This window comes from Brakhagea baltica (assembly GCF_052161605.1).
GTDB lineage: Bacteria > Planctomycetota > Planctomycetia > Pirellulales > Pirellulaceae > JBKCUI01.
The window spans coordinates 4,373,981-4,393,171 of sequence record NZ_CP197409.1; the positions used below are offsets into that span (position 1 = coordinate 4,373,981).

A 19,191-nucleotide genomic window follows, 5' to 3' on the forward strand; every position below is an offset into this window, starting at 1 on the left:
TTGGTTACCGAAGCGCGACTCGGGGCACGTATCCGATCTCTCGGTGTAGCTCGTGAGCGATGCGAAGCAGCTTAGATTCCTGAAGCGGGGCAGCTTGGAATTGGATGCCGATGGGAAGGCCAGACGAGTGAGGCAGAACCGGAATCGATAGAGCAGGAACGCCTGCTAGATTCGCACTGACGGTGTAGAGGTCTTCTAAATACATTTGAACCGGATCGTTCACCTTTTCTCCCAGCGTAAATGGAGTGGTCGGGGTGGTCGGGCCGAGAATTGCATCCACCTGCTGAAAGGCTTGGTCGTAATCGTTGCGAATCAATCGTCGAACCTGCAATGCCTTAACATAATATTTGTCACTGTAGCCGGCGCTCAAAGCAAAAGTGCCCAGCATGATGCGTCGCTTAACCTCGGGGCCGAATCCGAGCGATCGACTACTCTTATACATCGCGACAAGTGGAGAGTCCTCGCCCGACTTCGGTGCATCGGCACGATAACCGTAGTGGGCACCGTCGTAGCGAGATAGATTGCTGCTCGCTTCACTAGGGGCAACAATGTAATAGGTTGCGACCGCATACTTGTGGTGCGGCATGTCCAGTTCGACAATGGTGTGCCCCATTTTCCGCAGAAGCTCCATCGCATTCAGAATCGCGTTCCTCAGCTCTTCATCCAGCGAGGGATGCTCCAGGTGTTCACGTACGATGCCAACTCTAAAGGTGGTCGGCTCGCCTGTAAGTCCCGCGAGGAAGTCTTCTGCTGGGGTGTTGATGCTCGTAGAGTCTTTAGGATCATGGCCCGCGATGAGATTGAGACTCATGGCAAGATCCACAACCGTTCGGCCAAACGGCCCGATCTGATCGAGGCTACTAGCGTAGGCGACCAATCCGTAGCGACTGACTCGTCCGTAGGTGGGTTTTAATCCACAAACACCGCAGAAGGCGGCGGGCTGCCGGATGGAGCCACCAGTATCGCTACCGAGCGAGATCGGTGACAGCAACGCGGCGACAGCTGCTGCGGAGCCACCGCTACTGCCGCCACAAGTTCTCGACGGATCCCACGGATTTCGACTAACACCGAAGCAGCTCGTTTCGGTCGAGCCTCCCATCGCGAACTCGTCCAAATTCGTTTTTCCTAAAATCACCATCCCAGCACGTCGGATCCGGCTAATGACATCTGCATCAAACGGGGAACGATAATCACTTAGGATTCGAGATCCGCATGTCGTGGGAGTCCCCTTGGTACAGATATTGTCCTTGATCGAGATTGGCATCCCATCCAAAGGGCTCAAACACTCTCCCCTCGATCGTCGAGCATCCGAATCTTGTGCGGCTTCGAGAGCCCCAGAACCATCCACATAAACAAAAGAGTTGATCTGTGGATCGATGCGGTTGATGCGATCCAGATAAAATCGGGTCAACTCGAGGCTCGAAATCTGTTTGGATGCAAGATGTTCAGCAATAACTTGTAGCGATTCAAATTCCATGATTGCCAAAGAATACCACAAGGCTCGTTTCGAACAAAGGCAAGAGTCTGCTAGAATACAGGCCGATTTGGGATACTTCTAAACCGCCACGTGCAACCTTTTGCTGCCCCTTTACCTCGTCCTATTTTACAATGACCACCGCACAGACCCCTCAGTTGCCAACCAACGATCTTCCTGCAGCTACCTATCCATTTTTTTCCCAGTTGGCCAGGGTGATCAACTCCGGGCAATCGAAATCAATCGTGCTGTCGGGGAATATCTATGATCTTTATTTCGATGGTCGCCAGTACGTACCCTTGATTCCCTTTCTCCGGTCCAAAACGAAAGTACCCGGGCTGATCCAAGTTATCTACGAGTTGAATGGTCCGATACGAGTCAGCGACGAGGATCGGGTGCGATTGCGAGAAGCCTGGACCGCTTGGAAGAACGGAGTCGCCATCGATGTGATTGCCATGCGTGAAGTGCTCAACGATGGCAGCAAGTTCGATTTACGACGCCGGGAGTTTGATCAGTATTTGAGAGATGCGATCGGCAACACGACACAAGCTTTAGAGTTCTTGCGACAGTTGACTATCTGTTCCCGGGAGACATTGCGGGAAAGCTTGATCATCCTGATCGAGGGTGCCGACATGATGCTTCCCGCTGGGGATGGTGATGTCGCCAAACTAAACGATGCACAGTTGCGGCGCATCGCGATCGTGACCGATTGGTTCAGCAATCCCGAGTTCTTCGCTGGTAAGGATGCGGTTGTCTTGATCGCAGAATCTCGCAGCATGATTCACCCGCGAGTTTCTCGCTTACCACAGGTTCTCTCGGTCGAGATTCCGAGCCCGAACTTGGAGTCTCGCAAACATTTTGTGACGACTCACGTTATGTCTAACCCCACCTCGAAGAAACACAATGTCGATTTGGTTGCCGATGCGACCGCTGGTCTCAGCCTGCACGCCCTCCGGCAACTCATGCTCTCGGCTGACTACACGCAAAAAGAAATTGATCGCCAGGACACGACCTTGCAAGTCGAAGCATTCATTCAGAGTCAATTGGGAGAGGATGTTATCGAGTTCAAGAAACCATCGCACCGCTTGTCGGATTGTGTGGGATTTAGCAAACTGAAAGAATTCTTGGCTTCGTACCTAATACCTCGAATGAAATTGCCAGACGATCGGGCGTTGCCTGGTGCTGCGATTGCAGGACCAATTGGAGGTGGTAAGACCTTTATCTTCGAAGCGGTTGCTGCGGAACTAGACATGCCCGTTCTGGTTTTGAAGAATATTCGGAGCCAATGGTTTGGGCAAACCGATGTGATTTTTGAAAGGCTCAAACGTGTACTCGAAGCACTGGAAAAAGTTCTCATCTTTGTCGACGAAGCCGATACGCAGTTTGGCAGCGTGGGGGCGGGGGCTCACGAAACCGAGCGTCGATTGACGGGTAAAATCCAAGGCATGATGAGTGATACCAAACTGCGAGGTAAAGTGATCTGGCTCCTCATGACTGCCAGAATTCACCTCTTGTCTCCCGACATTCGGCGACCCGGGCGCGTCGGTGATTTGATCATTCCGGTACTCGACCCCGTTGGCGAAGATCGGAAAGAATTTATTCGCTGGATGCTCAAACCCACGAACCTCGCGAATGACGAGTTGGTCGATTGGCTCGATTCCGAGGGATTGGAGCAAGACTACTCCTCTGCGGGATTTGCGGCCCTGCGGAGTCAGTTTCGAGCGATTCCACCCAAGGACGAAGCCGAGCTCAAAGAAATGATTCGCGATTTTATCCAGCCCGCGATCAAGCAGACCCGTCGCTATCAAACCTTGCAAGCCCTCGTGAATTGCACGCGTCGATCTCTGCTACCGGATCCGAACATCTCCGACGAAGATCGCGAGCTTATGGAACAAGAAATTCGACAATTGGAAGCGATGGGGATCAGCTAACGACGCCAATTATGCTTTTCAAAAACAACCCTGTCCTGCAACGTGAACTGATTGTCAATCTGCGTACACCGCGAGCATTCTTGTTGATGCTCGTGTACCAGGTAGCTTTGGCTGCGGTCGTACTCATCGCCTATCCGAGGGATGAGAAGATCGATTTGAGTCGCGAGTCCGCTTCGGCGCAGAGGCTTGTTGATTTTTTCTTTGTCGGGCAATTTGCGATCGCTTCATTAATGGCCCCTAGCTTTACGGCTGGGTCGATTACAGGGGAAAAGGAACGTAAGACGTATGAGATGTTGCTCGCCAGCCCACTGCGACCGTCGGTGATTGTGTCGGGCAAGCTCATAGCGGCCTTAACTCACCTCGTGGTCTTGGTGTGCGGGTCGCTGCCCATCATTATGTTATGCTTGCCGCTGGGAGGGGTTTCCATCTACGAGCTTTTGGCTGCTTACGTGGGCTTGCTGTTTGCAATCTATCTTTTTGGAGCGATCAGCATGTTTTGCTCCAGCTACTTCAAAAGAACGAGCTCCTCGTTGGTAGTAAGCTATGTGTTGATTTTGCCGATCCTTATTGCGGGAGTCGTGACCTGGTTAACCCTGGCGCAGCAAGCGGATTTGAGATTGGTTATCACGATCACAGTTATTCCGGCGGTTAGTCTCATATTGGGCTCGATGCTTTTGGGGATTACTGGGCATCGACTGTTGTATCCACCGGATATCGGCAGCCAGGGAAGTGATGTGATCGATCTGGAGCATGAACAAAAGAATGCGGTGGGCTTGGTCATTCAACGCGACCAGTTCCCCGATAACTTGTTTGCTCCGCCAAGGCGCAAATCCTTGATGGCTGACAACGCGAATCCGGTCTATGACAAAGAGATGCACGCCGAACTGTTTAGCCAAGGCAGCTTGATGCTGCGGCTAGTCATTCAAATAAGTATGGCGCTCGCGATCCCGTTGATGGCAGTGTTTCTGTTTTTCGATCCCAGCCAAGCGGCCTACTACGCGGGCTTTGTCTTGACGTTTAATTTACTGGTCGCGCCGGTGTTTGTCGCCGGCAGCATTACCAGCGAGCGCGAACGTCAAACGATTGATCTGTTGCTAACAACAACCGTCACATCATGGCAGATTCTGTGGGGTAAACTACTAGCGGGGTATCGGATCTCAGCGGTACTGACGCTCTTTATTATGTTTCCACTCATTCTGGCTTTGGTCCCGATAACGCCGCTTTACGAAAATTGGCCTTCCATGCTGGCCTATTTTGGAATCTGTTTTGTTGCCTCGGTGTTCAACACGGTACTCGCATTGTTTTTATCGACGCTGGTACGCAAAACGAGCACCGCGATGATGCTGACCTATGTTATTTTGCTAGGGCTTTATTGCCTGCCAGTAGCGATTTACTTCCTGTTTTGGGTGTTCCAGCCCGAGCTGGTCGAGAATCCGAATTTTCGGTTCATAGGAATCACAAGCCCATTGATGGCGGTAGATAGTGCTCCGCTGAATTCCATGCCGTCCGTTTACGGCGAGAGGACGGCTAAAGAAGGATCTTGGGCGTTTATGGCGGGGTATACGGTTGTGACTCTCCTGATGACCGGTGTTTTGCTGGGAATCAACGTGTGGTTATTCCAAGCTCGTTGGCGATTAACGGGTCGCGGATAGGCTTCTCTCGCCTTAACCTGCCAGCTGTTCGAGGACTCTATCCGTGATCTCGACCGTGCCTGACGATGGTGTGCCCTTGGCGACTAGATCCGCCGTTCGGTGCCCTGCGGCAAGAACCTTGCGTACCGCGTTCTCAATCAAGACAGCTTCGCTTTCGAGATGCAGCGAGTGACGAAGAAGCATGGCCGCTGCAAGAATCGTAGCTAGCGGATTCGCGATCCCTTTTCCAGCGATATCTGGTGCACTGCCGTGGATAGGTTCGTAAAGACCAGGCCCACTGCTTCCGAGCGATGCACTAGGCAACATGCCCAGTGATCCAGGCAACATCGATGCTTCGTCCGTTAGAATGTCCCCGAACATGTTGCTGGTGACCACCACGTCAAACGATCGTGGACGGCTGAGCAAATGCATGGCCATAGAATCGACGAGCACGACTTCGTATTCGAGATCCGAAAACTCTTCTGCCATGATCTTGGCAGAAACGCGTCGCCACAATCGCGATGCCTCGAGAACGTTAGCTTTGTCGACCATCGTGACTTTCTTGCGTCGACCGCGTGCCGCCGTCGCGGCCATGCGAACAATTCGCTCAATCTCCGAGGTTGTATAAACGGCAGTGCTGAACGATCGCTGTTGCCCATCCGGTAGCGTCTCGGTTCCTGACGGCCCAAAGTACAAGCCACCCGTCAGCTCGCGGAAAAACAGAATGTCCGTTCCTTCGATGATTTCCCGCTTGAGAGGAGACGCATCGAGCAATTCCGGAAACGTTATGATGGGCCGAAGATTCGCGAACAGCCCGAGCTCCTTGCGTATGCGAAGCAAACCTGCCTCAGGCCGAGTTTTTGCATTCGGGTCATCCCACTTGGGCCCGCCAACCGCTCCCAACAAAATCGCATCGCAGCCAATGCATGCATCGACGGTTTCTTGAGGCAATGGATCCCCAGTCTCGTCGATAGCGACCCCGCCAATCTTCTTGGAGGAGAACTGAAAGTCGTGAGACCCAGACTTACCAACGTACTCGAGCACCCGCGTCGCTTGCGCGATCACTTCTGGGCCGATACCATCACCTGGCAACAAAACGATATTTGCCTTCAACGAACTATCCTTTGCGAAACGAAATCTATTGGGAGGGAAACTCTTGACTAAACGGGACCATGCTTTCGGCAAGGGACCTGTTACTTGCGACAACGAGAATGATTCATGGGCAACCATGCACCGTTTTGGGCGCTGCTGGCCACGCATTGTTGAATAAAATACATGCCCTCAACACCATCGTGCACGTTTGGATAAACGGTGTTCACCTTTTCAATCGACTTGCCCGACTCCACTTCGATCATAGCATCGAATGCCGCGCAGTAGATATTGGCAAAGGCTTCAAAGAAAGCCTCTGGGTGACCGCTAGGAAGTCGACATGCAGCACGACCGCATGCGTTCATGAATGGGGCGTTCGGGTCTCGCGTGTAGAGCTTGTGCGGTTGACCGTTTTGGCGAACCACCAAAACGTTGGGTTCTTCTTGACGCCAGGACAGCGATCCCTTGGTGCCATCGATCTCGATGGACAAATCGTTTTCACGGCCGTGACTGATTTGGCTAGCGGTTACCGTTCCGAGCCCACCGTTTTGATACTTGACGATGGCTGTTCCGTAATCGTCCAGCTTGCGACCAGGTTCAAAGATCTTAAGATGGCAGCTGATTTCTGCCGGCAAAAGACCGGTCATAAAGCGTCCCAAATTGTAAGCGTGCGTCGCGATGTCACCAAAGCATCCAGCTGCACCACTGGTCTTAGGATCGGTTCGCCAAGCCGCTTGCTTTTGATCTGATTCTTCCAGTCGAGTTCGCAACCAACCTTGAATATACTGCGATCGTACTGCTTGGATTTCTCCTAGTTCGCCACTGAGAATCATCTCGCGTGCTTGTCGAACCAAAGGGTATCCGGTGTAGTTGTGGGTCAACGCGAAGACCGCTTTGCTTTGATCGACAACATTCGCAAGCTCTTCTGCTTGAGCCAAGTCAAAGGTCATCGGCTTGTCGCACATCACGTGAAAGCCAGCTTCTAAAGCAGCCTTGGCAACGTCAAAGTGCATGTGATTCGGAGTCGTAACAGAAACAAAATCGATTCGCTCTCCTTTGGGCTTCTTGCTTTCTTCAGCAAACATCTCTTGGAACGAACCATACGCTCGGTCAGCAGGTACATCGTAGTCGGGCGCTGAAGCCTTAGATCGTTCTGGATTGCTGCTAAACGCGCCAGCTGCGACGGTAGCTCGATTATCCAAGCAAGCTGCGATAGAGTGCACTTTGCCGATAAACGAGCCTTGTCCTCCACCGACAAGTCCCATTTTGAATTTGCGATTGAGAGGTCCGTTAGTCATGTTCTGTAACTCCTAGGTTGTTACTGGTTTGGGGAGGAACGCAAATACGCGAACACGTTGTCGCAGCAGTCTACCAATTTTGCCTACGATTTCTAGGTTCCATGGCTATGGGATAAGGAACCAAAAAAAGAAATAACCAATTCCCTGATTGACAATCGATCGCTGTTGCCAAAGAATGCATGCCTGAGGGACCAGATCGCGCGGCAGGATGCCGCAATTTATCGCTTCAGATTACGCTTTAAAATTTGATCGCCGAGCCATGGCCAAATGATGCGAATTGCGGCCAACCATTTGACTTTGTTTGGCAAGATCAACTGAGCTTTCCGTTCTAGTGCATTTCGCAAAATCGTTGTGCTTAAGTTTTCCGGATCTAGTAGCCGCAGCTTGGCACCACCACCAGGCGCGTTAGCTCCGCTTTGCTCGATACCTCGGTCGCGAACTAATTCGTCGTATCGATTGTGACTATCATCTCTCTGGATGGGGCCGGGCGAGACAAGCAGCACATGTACGCCGCATTCCTCGAGCTCAAGTCGCAGCTGCGCTGAATAAGCCGCTAATGCAAATTTGGAAATGCAGTAGCCTCCCATCTGCGGCGAAGCGATAATACCGGCAAGCGAACCGATATTTACGACCACCCCCTGTGCCCTGACCAAGCTGGGAAGCAGAACTCTTGTCATGGTCGCTGCTGTCAGGACATTGTCGCGGAACAGCGCCTCGAAGTCCTCTCGGCTCAACTGCTCCAACCGTCCACGATCCGATCGCCCGATAGCATTAATGAGCAAATCCACATTTTGCGTAGCCAGCCATTCTAAGAAATCCGACGATTCCTCAGGACGGATCGCATCCACGGAGAAAGTCTGCACCGGATTTTGCGAAAGAGGTTGGATACCTTGCGCCGCCTCGGTCAACCGTTCCTGAGATCGCCCTAGAATGGTGACCCTCGCTCCTTGTTTCGCTGCCGCTTTGGCAATGTGCAACCCGAGGCCGCTGCTGCCACCACTTACTACAACCGTTTTGTCCAGCCAAGAATCGCGACCCATGTGTCCCTTACGATTCTGTATCACGAATCAAAGAATGCGGTTGCGTGATCGCGTGATAGCTCTCTGGTCGTCGATCAGCCCAGCGATCAATGACATGCTCCTTTGGAACACGAACCAACCGCTTGTTCCGAGCTCGTTCCATGTCGATCTCCGTAGTGATGATGCATTCCTTTTCGTGAGGCGCATCGGCTAATGGCAATCCGTTGGGGTCGCAAATTCTTGATTGACCTATGAACCGGAATCCTCTTTCGAGTCCTATCCGATTAACACTCATAAAATAGACATTGTTCTCCAAGGCCCGGGCGTTTGGTAAGTATTTCGCAAAAGTGTCTGCTCCCGGCGGCCAGTTGGTAGGCAAGATGAGTAGATCGGCACCCTCGAGCGCTAGACAGCGAGACGACTCCGGAAATGATGCGTCGTAACAAATATGGACTCCCACCTTCAATCCATCAGCATCAAACGCTTGATAGGGCTCGGTTCCTGGTAACGTGAATCGATCGATACCGAGGAACGGCAAGTGAATTTTTCGATAACAACCGACCACGCCGTTTGGTCCAACCAATGGACAACTGTTGTAGACACCACCTGTCGGCGAAAGCTCCAGCATTCCGAAAGCGACAAATTTTCCGGTCGACCTGCACCAACGAACGACTTCCTGCACCGAATCTCCATCCAGGGTTTCGGCAATAGCGATTCCTTCCGCGAGGCTTGCAAAGCAATATCCCGAAAGCATGCACTCCGGGAACACGACGAGATGACTAGCTCGCAATTCCTCTTTATTTAGCCATGCAAACATCCGATCCAGGTTCTCTTTGGGCTTGGCGAAAGAGACGTCCGTCTGGACTCCACTGACAATTCGTATGTTACTGCTCATCGACGATTCCAATTCCAGGGAAATTTGTACTGCAAATCTATTTTTCCAATCAGCCAGACCGTGGACGGAGTAATAGTAGCTTGAAAAGAATGACCTGGATAGTAGACAAGATGGGAGGCCACTGACTGGGTGTGCGGCCAGTTAATATAGCCTGTTGGCGAACGATTCCTATTTGCCGTTTTCACTGAGGAGCGGTGTAGCCGCCTCCACCGGGAGTCAACAATCGAATCGAGTCTCCCGCTTTCAGATCTAGCTGTACAGAACTGGGCAAACGCTCTGTATCACCATTGGCTCGAATCAACCAATTCTCTCCTGTCAAACCAGGCTCACCGTTCCCCAGCCCAGGTGGTGGATAATTCCCCCTCCGGCTCGTGACGAGGCTTACCGTCAACGGACTAAGAGCTTGGACTTGCCGAATGATTCCGCAACCTCCACGATACTGCCCCATACCTCCTGAGCCCGTTCTAATTCCGAACTCTACCAGTCGCACTGGATACCTGGATTCGAGTATCTCCACATCCGTAAGGCGAGTGTTGGTCATATGAGTATGGACAGCATCTTCACCGTCGGAACATGCCGTTGCACCTGACCCGCCACCGATCGTTTCGTAGTAACCGAAGCTCCGATCGCCGAAAAGAAAATTGTTCATCGTCCCCTGGCTTGCAGCTGCCAGCCCTAGAGCACGCAACAAACAGTCCACAACCCGCTGGCTTGTCTCGACGTTACCCCCAGCTACAGCCGGCCAGTAGTGCCCCTCTTGAACCTCATTATCCAGCCCTAATTCGATCAATGGTCGATCGCTTCGCTGCGGATTCAAAATGCCATGCGGTATGATCAAATCGATACGTCTCATAACACCAGAATTGAGCGGTAATTCATCTGCGATGGCACACCGAATCACGTATAGTACAGCTGCCCCGACGATAGCAGGATTCGCATTCAAATTGCCAACGGAGGCAGGGCCGGTACCCGTGAAATCGATTTCCAAACGGAACCCCCGACTCTCATCGAATAACTTTTTAATAGCAATTGAGATCTTAGTGTTGTCGTCCATGAAGTCGTCAATCGTGACTGCTTCTAAATCAAGCTGCTCGATCCATCGAGCCGTTTTTTCTTCCGAGGCATCTTCGATTCGCTCCATGTACTCTCGAAGAACCTCTGCTCCATACCTATTGGCTAACTCCTGAAGAGCCCGCACACCAAACTGATTGGCCGCTTGTTGTGCCGTTATGTCGGCCAAATTCTCGTTCAACGCTCGCGTTGGATAAGCCGCCGACAACAACAACCTCCTCAAATCCTCAGTAAGGTCCGCTCCTGATCTCGTTAACAACATCGGCTCGATGAGCACACCCTCCTCGGTCAAGCATCGGGAATTCGGTGCCATGGAGCCCGGCGCGATCCCGCCAATTTCGGCATGGTGGGCTCGGCAGGCGACGAAGAAATCGGGCGTGTCTCCAGAACTAGGTTCAGAACAAAAAACCGGTGTGACTACGGTAACATCTGGCAAGTGCGAGCCACCGCGATAGGGATCGTTGGTTATAAAACAATCCCCTTTGTTCATCTTGGGGAATGCTCGAATCATTTCCTTGACCGTTGCACTCATCGCTCCGAGATGAACCGGAACGTGTGGGGCGTTCGCGATTAGATCACCATTCTGATGAAAGATCGCACAGCTAAAGTCCCTGCGTTCCTTGATGTTGACACTGATCGCAGTTTGTTCGAGTACCGTCCCCATCTGTTCTGCGATAGCTGCAAAACGCTGAGCCAAAACCTCGCGAACAACGACGTCGTATGAAACATCGTATGGATTTGTCTCCAGCGATGACTTGGAACGGTTACTATTCTCCTTTTGGTCCTTTATCGTTTCGTATTTATGTGTTCGTATTAAAAGTGTGCGATCTGCTAGAACTGTCGATTGCCAGCCAGGTTCTAAGTAAGTCGTACTACCAGCCGAACAAATCAGTTTCGGTCCGAAATAAGTCTCGCCGGGAGTTAGTTCGGAGCGATGCAGCAGTTTAGAGTTCGAAGAAACAAGATTCTGCACCTCTGGAATGCTCAACATTGGCAGCCGATTCTTGACCTTGGAGCGAACAATTCCATGCACCGTCGCTATCTCTATAGGGTGATCCGTTCGTTGGTAACCGAAATGGTTTGTATGCAGAGCATGAAAATGCTCGTGAAAAGACCCTACACACCAATCCGCCAATGACCAATCCAGACCTAGGGTACGCTCTGCACCTTGGTAGCGAGCTTCGATCCGGCAAGATAATTCATCCCAGGTCTCCTTTGGGGAAGGAGACTGCTGCAAGATCGCCTCACCAAGCGAACGCTTGACGATGGCGAGCCAGTCCGAATCCAGTTCCGCCGTGCTTTTATAGACCGGCAGAGAAGCGGTATACTGCAATTGGGCCATCCCCATTCCTAATGCGCTGAGCAATCCCGCTTCAGGCGGATCGATAATCTGCTCGACGCCTAGCAATTCCGCAATTTTGCAGATATGCTGCCCTGCGGCTCCGCCGAACGATACCAGCGCATGCTTGCGAGGATCTGCCCCCTGAGCAATGGAGATCGAGCGAACCGCGTTTGCCATCGTTTCGTTGGCTAGTCGTCGAAACCCTTGAGCCAATTGCATGGCTGTCATCGACCGATTCTCTGATCCAGCTGCTTGAAAAGCGTTAAACACTTCCTGTAACGCTTGTTCGGCGGCGTTTCGATCGAGCGGAAAAGGGAATGCATCAGGTTCAATTCGACCGAGAAGCAGATTGAGATCCGTAATCGTAAGCGGACCTCCCCTACCATAGCATGCAGGTCCTGGGTCGGAGCCCGCGCTTTGTGGACCAACTCGTAATTGCACGCCGTCAAACCAACAGATGCTCCCCCCGCCTGCTGCCACTGTGTGGATCTTGAGAGATGGAATCATCATTCGAACTCCCGCCTTGATCGTCTCGAACTCCAATTCCAATTCGCCATCGATACGCGAAACATCGGTACTGGTTCCCCCCATGTCCAGACCAATGAGTGGGCTGATACCAGTAGACTGCGCGATCGCTCCTAGCGAGACGACGCCCCCTGCTGGTCCGGATAGTACGCTGTTTTTCCCCCGATACTGAGAGTGAGGTACTAATCCGCCAGAGCTAGTCATAACCAGCAAACCGTCCTCATCACCCGAAACAGATTGCCCAGCATGAAACTCTTGATGCACACGTTCGAGGTAATTGCTAACGACCGGCGTGAGGTACGCATCGAGAACGCATGTCTCCCCTCGGGAGACGGCACGAATCATGGGAGCCGTTTCCGAGCTCATACAGACTGTCGAGAATCCCAGTTCGATCGCAATCTTCGCGACTTCTCGCTCATGCTCTGGGTTCAAATAGCTATGTAGCAAACATATAGCGATAGATTGGATACCGCGTTCTCGAATTTCAGTTAGCTTCGCTCTCGCGCTAGCTATATCCAGCGGAGTATGAACCGAACCGTCTGCGTTGAGGCGTTCGGTAACTTCGATGACTGTATCGTAAAGGGGTAGCCGTTTCTTGACATTCAGAGCGAACAGATCGGGACGTTCTTGGTAACCGATCTTCAAAAGGTCCGCAAAACCATTGGTAATGACTAAGCCGACCGGTTCACCGCGACGCGTCAGCAGAGCGTTGGTGCCTCGTGTCGTTCCCAATCGAATCGAGAGCGGTGGCAACGGGGCAGCCAATGGGATTCCGAGAGCAAGCCTCGTCGCCAGGACAGGGGCTTCGATGCCAGGAGCAAGTTCCATTAATTTGCTTTGGTTGGGCAACGGAATGTCGAGGTGAAACACGCCTTCACGATACCTCAAACACTTTGCGCGTCCCAAGCATTCACCACTGCTCGAAAGTGCGTTCAGAGAGCAACCATCCCAGAACTGATTCGGTTCTCGTTGTCTTCCCGAAATCGCGATAACAGTCGGGGATTCTTGGGCGATCACTCGTCCTTGGACAACTCCGTGGCTTAGGACTTTGGTAGATATTCTCCGTCCGTCAGGCAACGCGACGATGCAATCGGTAAACGTACCGCCAACGTCGCACCAAACCTGAATCGCTTCTTGCATGGATCCAACAACCCTTCGCCTGGAGAATGTTAAACACTAGATATTCTCTCACAGGTTAGTGTGTTTTCTGGCCTTGTCAAAACAGCAAGGTTTGGCGTCGATCTTAACGCAGGCCTGCGACAAGCTTAGCGGCATTCGACGCGTTTTTTTCCTTTTTCCGCAACGGTAGCTCTGCATCCTTCGAAATTTTTCATTGGGATGGTTCGTTACGGGCTTCGGTTGCTACGAAGCTTTGCGTCTCCTGCGGTGGGGCAGCAGTTAGGAACCGATGCCTGCCAGAAAGAATGTGAACAAGATGACAGAAAACCCGCCCAGCGCGATCCATAACCACAGGAGCAAACGTTTTGGCTCCTGGATTTCGTACTCGCTAGCCAGGCCGTAAACCTTCCGCTCCGCCTGCGAGATCGACATTCCCAGTTCGTCGCGATAGAGCTGCACCGCTTCGGACCACTGACCGTGGCGTAAAAAATGAATTGCTAGCGAATCGATTGTAGTCATATCTTATGCTCGCCTATTCGAGTGCTCGACAGGCCCTGATTCCTTACAGTCCCCTGTTTCTCCCAGCTTCTCCAGGTCGCCTAGGTCGCGACTTCTGTCAAGTTAGGCAGGTTGTTCCAGTCGTTGATTAACAATAAATCTAGATCGGACTCCAACATTCCTCGTCTTTAGCGAAAGCTTCGTCTTGAGTCGAGTTTTTCCCATTTCTATACTCCCCAGGCCGGATTTACGGATTTTGACGGCATCATCGTCCACTTCAATTCCCATCATTCCCCAACAAGGAGCGGAAAGGATTCCCATCCGCGGACTGTTCGTACGAGATCGAGAACGCAAACAAACTGCAATTCTCTGTCTACCTCAATCGTTCTTCGTGGGTGCTTGCACTGAGCGTTCGACTCATGTCCTTTGGATGGCTTGTTCGTTCGCCATTTGTCTTGCGATCAGCTGCTTGGGTACGGTTTCTCTTTACGCTCAAAGTCCATCGGGCCCGCCTGAGGGAACGTCGGCTATCCCCCGCATCGAGATAGGCGTTCCACTAGTCGACCCCAAGTTCTCGATACGAGCCTCTGCGAATGAAGCTGTCCGCCAAAAGGATGGCGGCTACGAGGTTATCACGTTTCGAGGGAATGTACGCATCGCCCAAGGTCCTTTTGTGGCAACCGCCGAAGAGGCAACGATTTGGATTGACCAAACGATCCCAGATTCCGTCCTTCAAGAGCATCCTCGCAAGTACTTGCTCGAGACTCGGGGAGCCTGTGAGGTCGATTTTGGCGAGGGGAGAGTGATTCGCGACGATCAGTGGATGGGCCGATTGTTCAGTCACTTCACACCGGATATGTCACCGCGCGTTTGGGTGGAGCCGATCGGACCTCCTCCAGAGCTTTCATGGACGAAGCATCAGTTCGCCACGCCCACAAAACCGGATTCCCACAACTCCGCAACCCCTGCCATCGCATGGACCAAGGAGGACGATGCACAACACGTCAAGCTAGTCGCACAGCTTCTCGAAGCTCCGAGGAATCAGGAGCCTCGCGTGCTAAGCCCACCTATGCTCGGTCAACCTGGATTGCTTTTGGGGAATCCTGCTTTGGGCGGTACCGTTATTGATGGAGGACTCATGATGCCTTCTGCAGAGTTGCCTGCCCCCAGCAACCTGCCCAATAATCCACCGGAGACCGTTCAATCATTCCAAATTGGTCCTCCGATGGAAACCATCCCCACAATGCCAACGGTCCCTGCGCCGGTCGCGGGTCCCCTCGGCATGCCCGGTACCCCCGCAACGATCCAGCGACGCATTGGAGCTCGCACGTTTGCGATGTCTGGCCGAGGCAGCTTCGAGCCACTGATCACATCCACCAATCGACCTGACCGAGGTGACTCGGTTATCACTATCTCTAGAGGTGTGCGATTGCGGTTTGGTGATGTATCGGTCGCCACAGGCGGTGGAGTAGTCGATCTAGGGGCTGTTCTTATCGAAGCAGATCGCGCTGTGATATGGACCTCTAATCTTACAAAATTGTTGGCCGACGGTGGACGTATTGATGATCTGCCCGTCGAGGTTTACATCGAGGGGAACGTTGTCTTCCAACAAGGCATGCGAACCATCTACGCAGATCGAATGTATTACAACGTCCAAGCCGAGTATGGCATGATACTCGGAGCCGAAGTCTTTACCGATGCTCCTCAATTCGATGGCATTTTGCGACTCAAAGCGGATGTGATCCAGCAGCGATCTCGCGAGAACTTTTTAGCGCATCAAGCCGCGTTGACAACAAGTCGCTTGGGTGTCCCACGCTACTGGCTTCAATCGGACAAGATTGAGCTTACGGACAATAGTAGCCAATCGCCGAATCGGCTTATGGGATTGAAAATGCCTGGTCGCACTGCGGACGAAACCGGCATGAAAGCGAGAGCAAGAAATAACTTTGTCTACGTCGAGGGTGTCCCTGTTTTCTACTGGCCGGTGATGGATACCAATGTCGACACATCTAGCCACTATTTGTCCGCCGTCAAATACCAGAACGACACGATTTTCGGAAATCAAGTTTACCTCGATTGGAACGTGTACCAATTGCTCGGAATAGCACCGATCGATGGAACGCGTTGGCGTTTATCAACAGATTATCTTAGCGAACGTGGCTTTGCGCTCGGCAATACGTTTCAATACAACGTGCCTGAATTTGTTCTAGGTGGTTCAGCGAACGGGTACTTCGATTTCTGGGGGATTCGGGAGGAGGGGCTTGATATTCTAGGGAGTGACCGAGTTCTCCTGACTCCGGAACGCACCAATCGTGGACGCCTGTTACTGCGACATCGACAACTACTCGGCCCAGATAGCGAACTATGGGCCGAAGCGGGCTGGATTAGCGACAGGAACTTCTTAGAACAGTACTTTGAGCAAGAGTGGGATACCTCTAAGGATGCGGCCACAGCCCTGCGTTTCCGTCAGTATTTCGATAATCAAATGTTTGATCTGGCTGGGCAAATACAAATCAACGATTTCCATACGGAGACGAGCTGGTTGCCTCGATTGGATCACTATTGGTTAGGTCAATCTGTCGGCGATATATTCACTTACTACTCGCGAACATCGGTGGGGTATGGTCGCCAACAAGCAGCATCGGTGCCTCTCAATGCTGCCGACGCAGCCAAGTTTCAGCTGCAACCGACCGAGGTCGATGCCAGAGGAATCGTCGCTACAACTCGCCATGAACTGAACATGCCATTCGAGTTGTTGAGAACAAAATATGTGCCGTTTGTTTCTGGCGAAGCAGCCTTTTGGGGAGAGGATGTCAACGGAGACTCGCTTACCAGATTAACCGGTCAAGCGGGTTGGAGATCGTCGACACCAGCCTGGAAAGCGTATCCGAATTTTCATAGCCGCATCTTCAATCTAAACGGCTTGGTTCATAAGATCTCGTATGAATCGGAGTTCCTATACGCTGATACGAATCAAGACTTAAGCCTGTTGCCTCTATACAATCCGATCGACGATAACTCTCAAGAACATTTTCGTCGCAGGCTGGTGTTTAATACGTTCAATGGAGTACTGCCCGCTCAATTCGATGCCACTCAATATGCCGCTCGGCAAAGCATGCAACGTTATGTATCCGCGTCAAGCACCGAAGTTGTGGAGGATCAGCTCCAAAGTCGATTCGGCATTCATCAACGCTTGCAAACCAAACGAGGTCAGCCGGGCCGAGAGAGAATCGCTGACTTTATCGAGTTTGATGTCGATGCCATTCTATTCGGCAAACAAGATCGAGACAATTTCGGCCAAGCACTTGGTGGACTCAACTATAACTTCCGCTATCACCTTGGGGATCGGGTAACACTACTGAGTGACGGATACTACGATTTGTTTGAGGAAGGGCTCAGTTCGACTTCGATCGGGGGAATCATCAATCGACCGGGCCGAGGAGATGCCTACCTGGGAGTAACGAGTATGGACGGCCCCATCAATGCTCTGATTCTTGTGGGGACTTTAAACTATCGAATGAACGAGAAGTGGGCCGTTACAGGTGGCAGCACCATCGATTTAAAGGCAACCGGCAATATTGGCCAATCACTTGCCTTGACGAGAATTGGGGAATCGTTCTTGTTCCGACTCGGGGCGAACATCGATTATGGTCGAGACAATGTTAGCTTCGTTTTCGCTCTAGAGCCTCGATTCTTCCAAAGACTAGGTTTAGGAGGGGCCGGCGGTCAACCGATTGGACAAGTTGGACTTATGGGACTGGAATAGCAGCGATGAATCATCAAGAGATGTTGGAAAAGACTTACGCACATGCGAGACGTGCGAGTTTGGTGTCCACTACGATGGCCATGCTCGAATGGGACCAGCATACGTACATGCCGGAGAAGGCAGGTGAGTATCGATCCGATCAAGTTACCTGGTTGAGCGAAGAGCTGCACCGATTGCAGACGAACCAGCAGTACGGTGAGTGGCTCAAATCTTTGCAAGACTCCGAGCTAGCGAAAGATACCAGCTCTCCAGATGCAGCGAACCTCCGTGGACTATACCGAGACTATAAAAAGAACATACAATTGCCGGAACGATTAGTCTCAGCATTAGCGAGAGCAACATCACGAGGACAGCAAGTTTGGGTGGAAGCACGGGCGCAAAATGATTTTGGGATGTTTCTACCTTTATTGGATGAGATCATTCGGTTGCGAATCGAGGAAGCTACCATCCTGCAGCAAACGGAGCGAACAAAATACGATAGCCTACTGGACCAGTACGAAGAAGGGGCGGACTCGAACGAGATTGCTAAAGTGTTCGCCTGGCTGCGAACTCAGCTTGTGCCAATCGTTCAGCAAGCCAGCGAACGCGAGCGAACCGATAGCAAAAAGATCTCCTTTCCAAATCCCCTCAGTCCCGATCCGCAGCGCAAACTATCGCAGTTTGTTGCAGAACGAATTGGTTTTGATTTCGAACGAGGTCGACTCGATGAAACGGCACATCCGTTTTGTACATCCATCGGTCCGCACGATCATCGCATCCTAACGCGATACTTAGCAGACTCATATTGTAGCGGGATGTACGGTGTCCTTCACGAAGCGGGACACGGCATGTATGAACAAGGACTTCCGGTTGAGTATTTTGGATTACCAGCTGGTTCGGCCGCGTCTTTAGGGGTGCACGAATCTCAGTCCCGACTATGGGAGAACATGGTCGGCAGATCTCGAGGTTTCTGGAAATGGTTACTTCCCCAAGCTAAGAAGCTCATTCCAGAACTCGCGAGCTTTTCGCTCGATCAAGTTGTGGCTGATGTGAATCGTGTTGAGCCAAGCTTGATTCGCGTAGAAGCAGACGAAGCGACCTACAACCTACATATCTTCGTGCGATTCGAATTGGAAAAGGAACTGATTGATGGCGACCTCAACCCTCGCGAACTTCCAGAGCGATGGCGGGATGCGTATACCGAGATGCTGGGTATCGTACCGCCAAACGATGCCAACGGTGTGCTGCAAGACGTCCATTGGTCAGCCGGGTTGATAGGCTACTTTCCAACCTATGCACTAGGCAATTTATATGCCGCGCAACTCTTTCAAACGGCGGAACGCGATCTCGGTAATTTAGAAGAGCAGTTCGAAGCAGGTGAGTTTCAACCACTTTTGGACTGGCTTCGCACCAACATCCATTCCATGGGACGCTGCCATTTGCCCCACATCTTGGTTCAGAGTGTCACGGGGCAAAGGCTGAGTGCTCTGCCGTTCCTGTCGTACTTACGGCAGAAACTGTTGCCGTAGCGGTTTTCGGGGGAGGCTTGGTGCA

Annotated in this window: 11 protein-coding genes; 4 read left to right on the forward strand and 7 right to left on the reverse strand. The window is 52.0% G+C overall.

Features of this window, described 5'->3' with window-relative positions; all coding sequences use genetic code 11:
* Positions 1 to 4 precede the first annotated feature (4 nt).
* On the reverse strand, positions 5 to 1,477 hold the full coding sequence (gene gatA, locus SH449x_RS16750; protein ID WP_482377222.1) for an Asp-tRNA(Asn)/Glu-tRNA(Gln) amidotransferase subunit GatA: 1,473 nt from the start codon (positions 1,475 to 1,477) through the stop codon (positions 5 to 7).
* Between the two features lie 131 nt (positions 1,478 to 1,608).
* On the opposite strand from gatA, the gene SH449x_RS16755 reads away from it, so the two are divergent.
* Together SH449x_RS16755 and SH449x_RS16760 are read left to right on the forward strand one after the other, a co-directional pair.
* Entirely contained in the window at positions 1,609 to 3,405 is a 1,797-nt protein-coding gene (locus tag SH449x_RS16755; protein ID WP_482377223.1) for an AAA family ATPase, read from the forward strand.
* 11 nt (positions 3,406 to 3,416) lie between these two features.
* A complete protein-coding gene (locus SH449x_RS16760) occupies positions 3,417 to 5,057 on the forward strand; it encodes an ABC transporter permease (RefSeq protein ID WP_482377224.1) in 1,641 nt (546 codons plus the stop codon).
* 12 nt (positions 5,058 to 5,069) lie between these two features.
* Here the strand turns inward: SH449x_RS16760 and leuB are convergent, their stop codons facing one another.
* The 6 genes from leuB to SH449x_RS16790 form a co-directional block, all read right to left on the reverse strand.
* Positions 5,070 to 6,149, reverse strand: a complete 1,080-nt coding sequence (gene leuB / locus SH449x_RS16765) for a 3-isopropylmalate dehydrogenase (RefSeq protein ID WP_482377225.1) — start codon at positions 6,147 to 6,149, stop codon at positions 5,070 to 5,072.
* Between the two features lie 80 nt (positions 6,150 to 6,229).
* Positions 6,230 to 7,423: a Gfo/Idh/MocA family protein gene (locus SH449x_RS16770; RefSeq protein WP_482377226.1), complete on the reverse strand. Its 1,194-nt coding sequence runs from the start codon at positions 7,421 to 7,423 to the stop codon at positions 6,230 to 6,232.
* A gap of 218 nt (positions 7,424 to 7,641) precedes the next feature.
* On the reverse strand, positions 7,642 to 8,463 hold the full coding sequence (locus tag SH449x_RS16775; protein WP_482377227.1) for an SDR family NAD(P)-dependent oxidoreductase: 822 nt from the start codon (positions 8,461 to 8,463) through the stop codon (positions 7,642 to 7,644).
* Positions 8,464 to 8,470: 7 nt separating this feature from the next.
* Positions 8,471 to 9,337: a carbon-nitrogen hydrolase family protein gene (locus SH449x_RS16780; RefSeq protein WP_482377228.1), complete on the reverse strand. Its 867-nt coding sequence runs from the start codon at positions 9,335 to 9,337 to the stop codon at positions 8,471 to 8,473.
* 181 nt (positions 9,338 to 9,518) lie between these two features.
* The gene (locus SH449x_RS16785; protein ID WP_482377229.1) at positions 9,519 to 13,415 is read right to left on the reverse strand and encodes a hydantoinase B/oxoprolinase family protein; all 3,897 of its coding nucleotides are present in this window, start codon (positions 13,413 to 13,415) and stop codon (positions 9,519 to 9,521) included.
* 258 nt (positions 13,416 to 13,673) lie between these two features.
* Complete coding sequence (locus tag SH449x_RS16790) at positions 13,674 to 13,913, reverse strand: hypothetical protein (protein WP_482377230.1); 240 nt, start codon at positions 13,911 to 13,913, stop codon at positions 13,674 to 13,676.
* 448 nt (positions 13,914 to 14,361) lie between these two features.
* Between SH449x_RS16790 and SH449x_RS16795 the strand changes: the two genes are divergently transcribed.
* The gene (locus SH449x_RS16795; protein ID WP_482377231.1) at positions 14,362 to 17,658 is read left to right on the forward strand and encodes an LPS-assembly protein LptD; all 3,297 of its coding nucleotides are present in this window, start codon (positions 14,362 to 14,364) and stop codon (positions 17,656 to 17,658) included.
* Between the two features lie 5 nt (positions 17,659 to 17,663).
* A complete protein-coding gene (locus SH449x_RS16800) occupies positions 17,664 to 19,166 on the forward strand; it encodes a carboxypeptidase M32 (RefSeq protein WP_482377232.1) in 1,503 nt (500 codons plus the stop codon).
* Positions 19,167 to 19,191 lie beyond the last annotated feature (25 nt).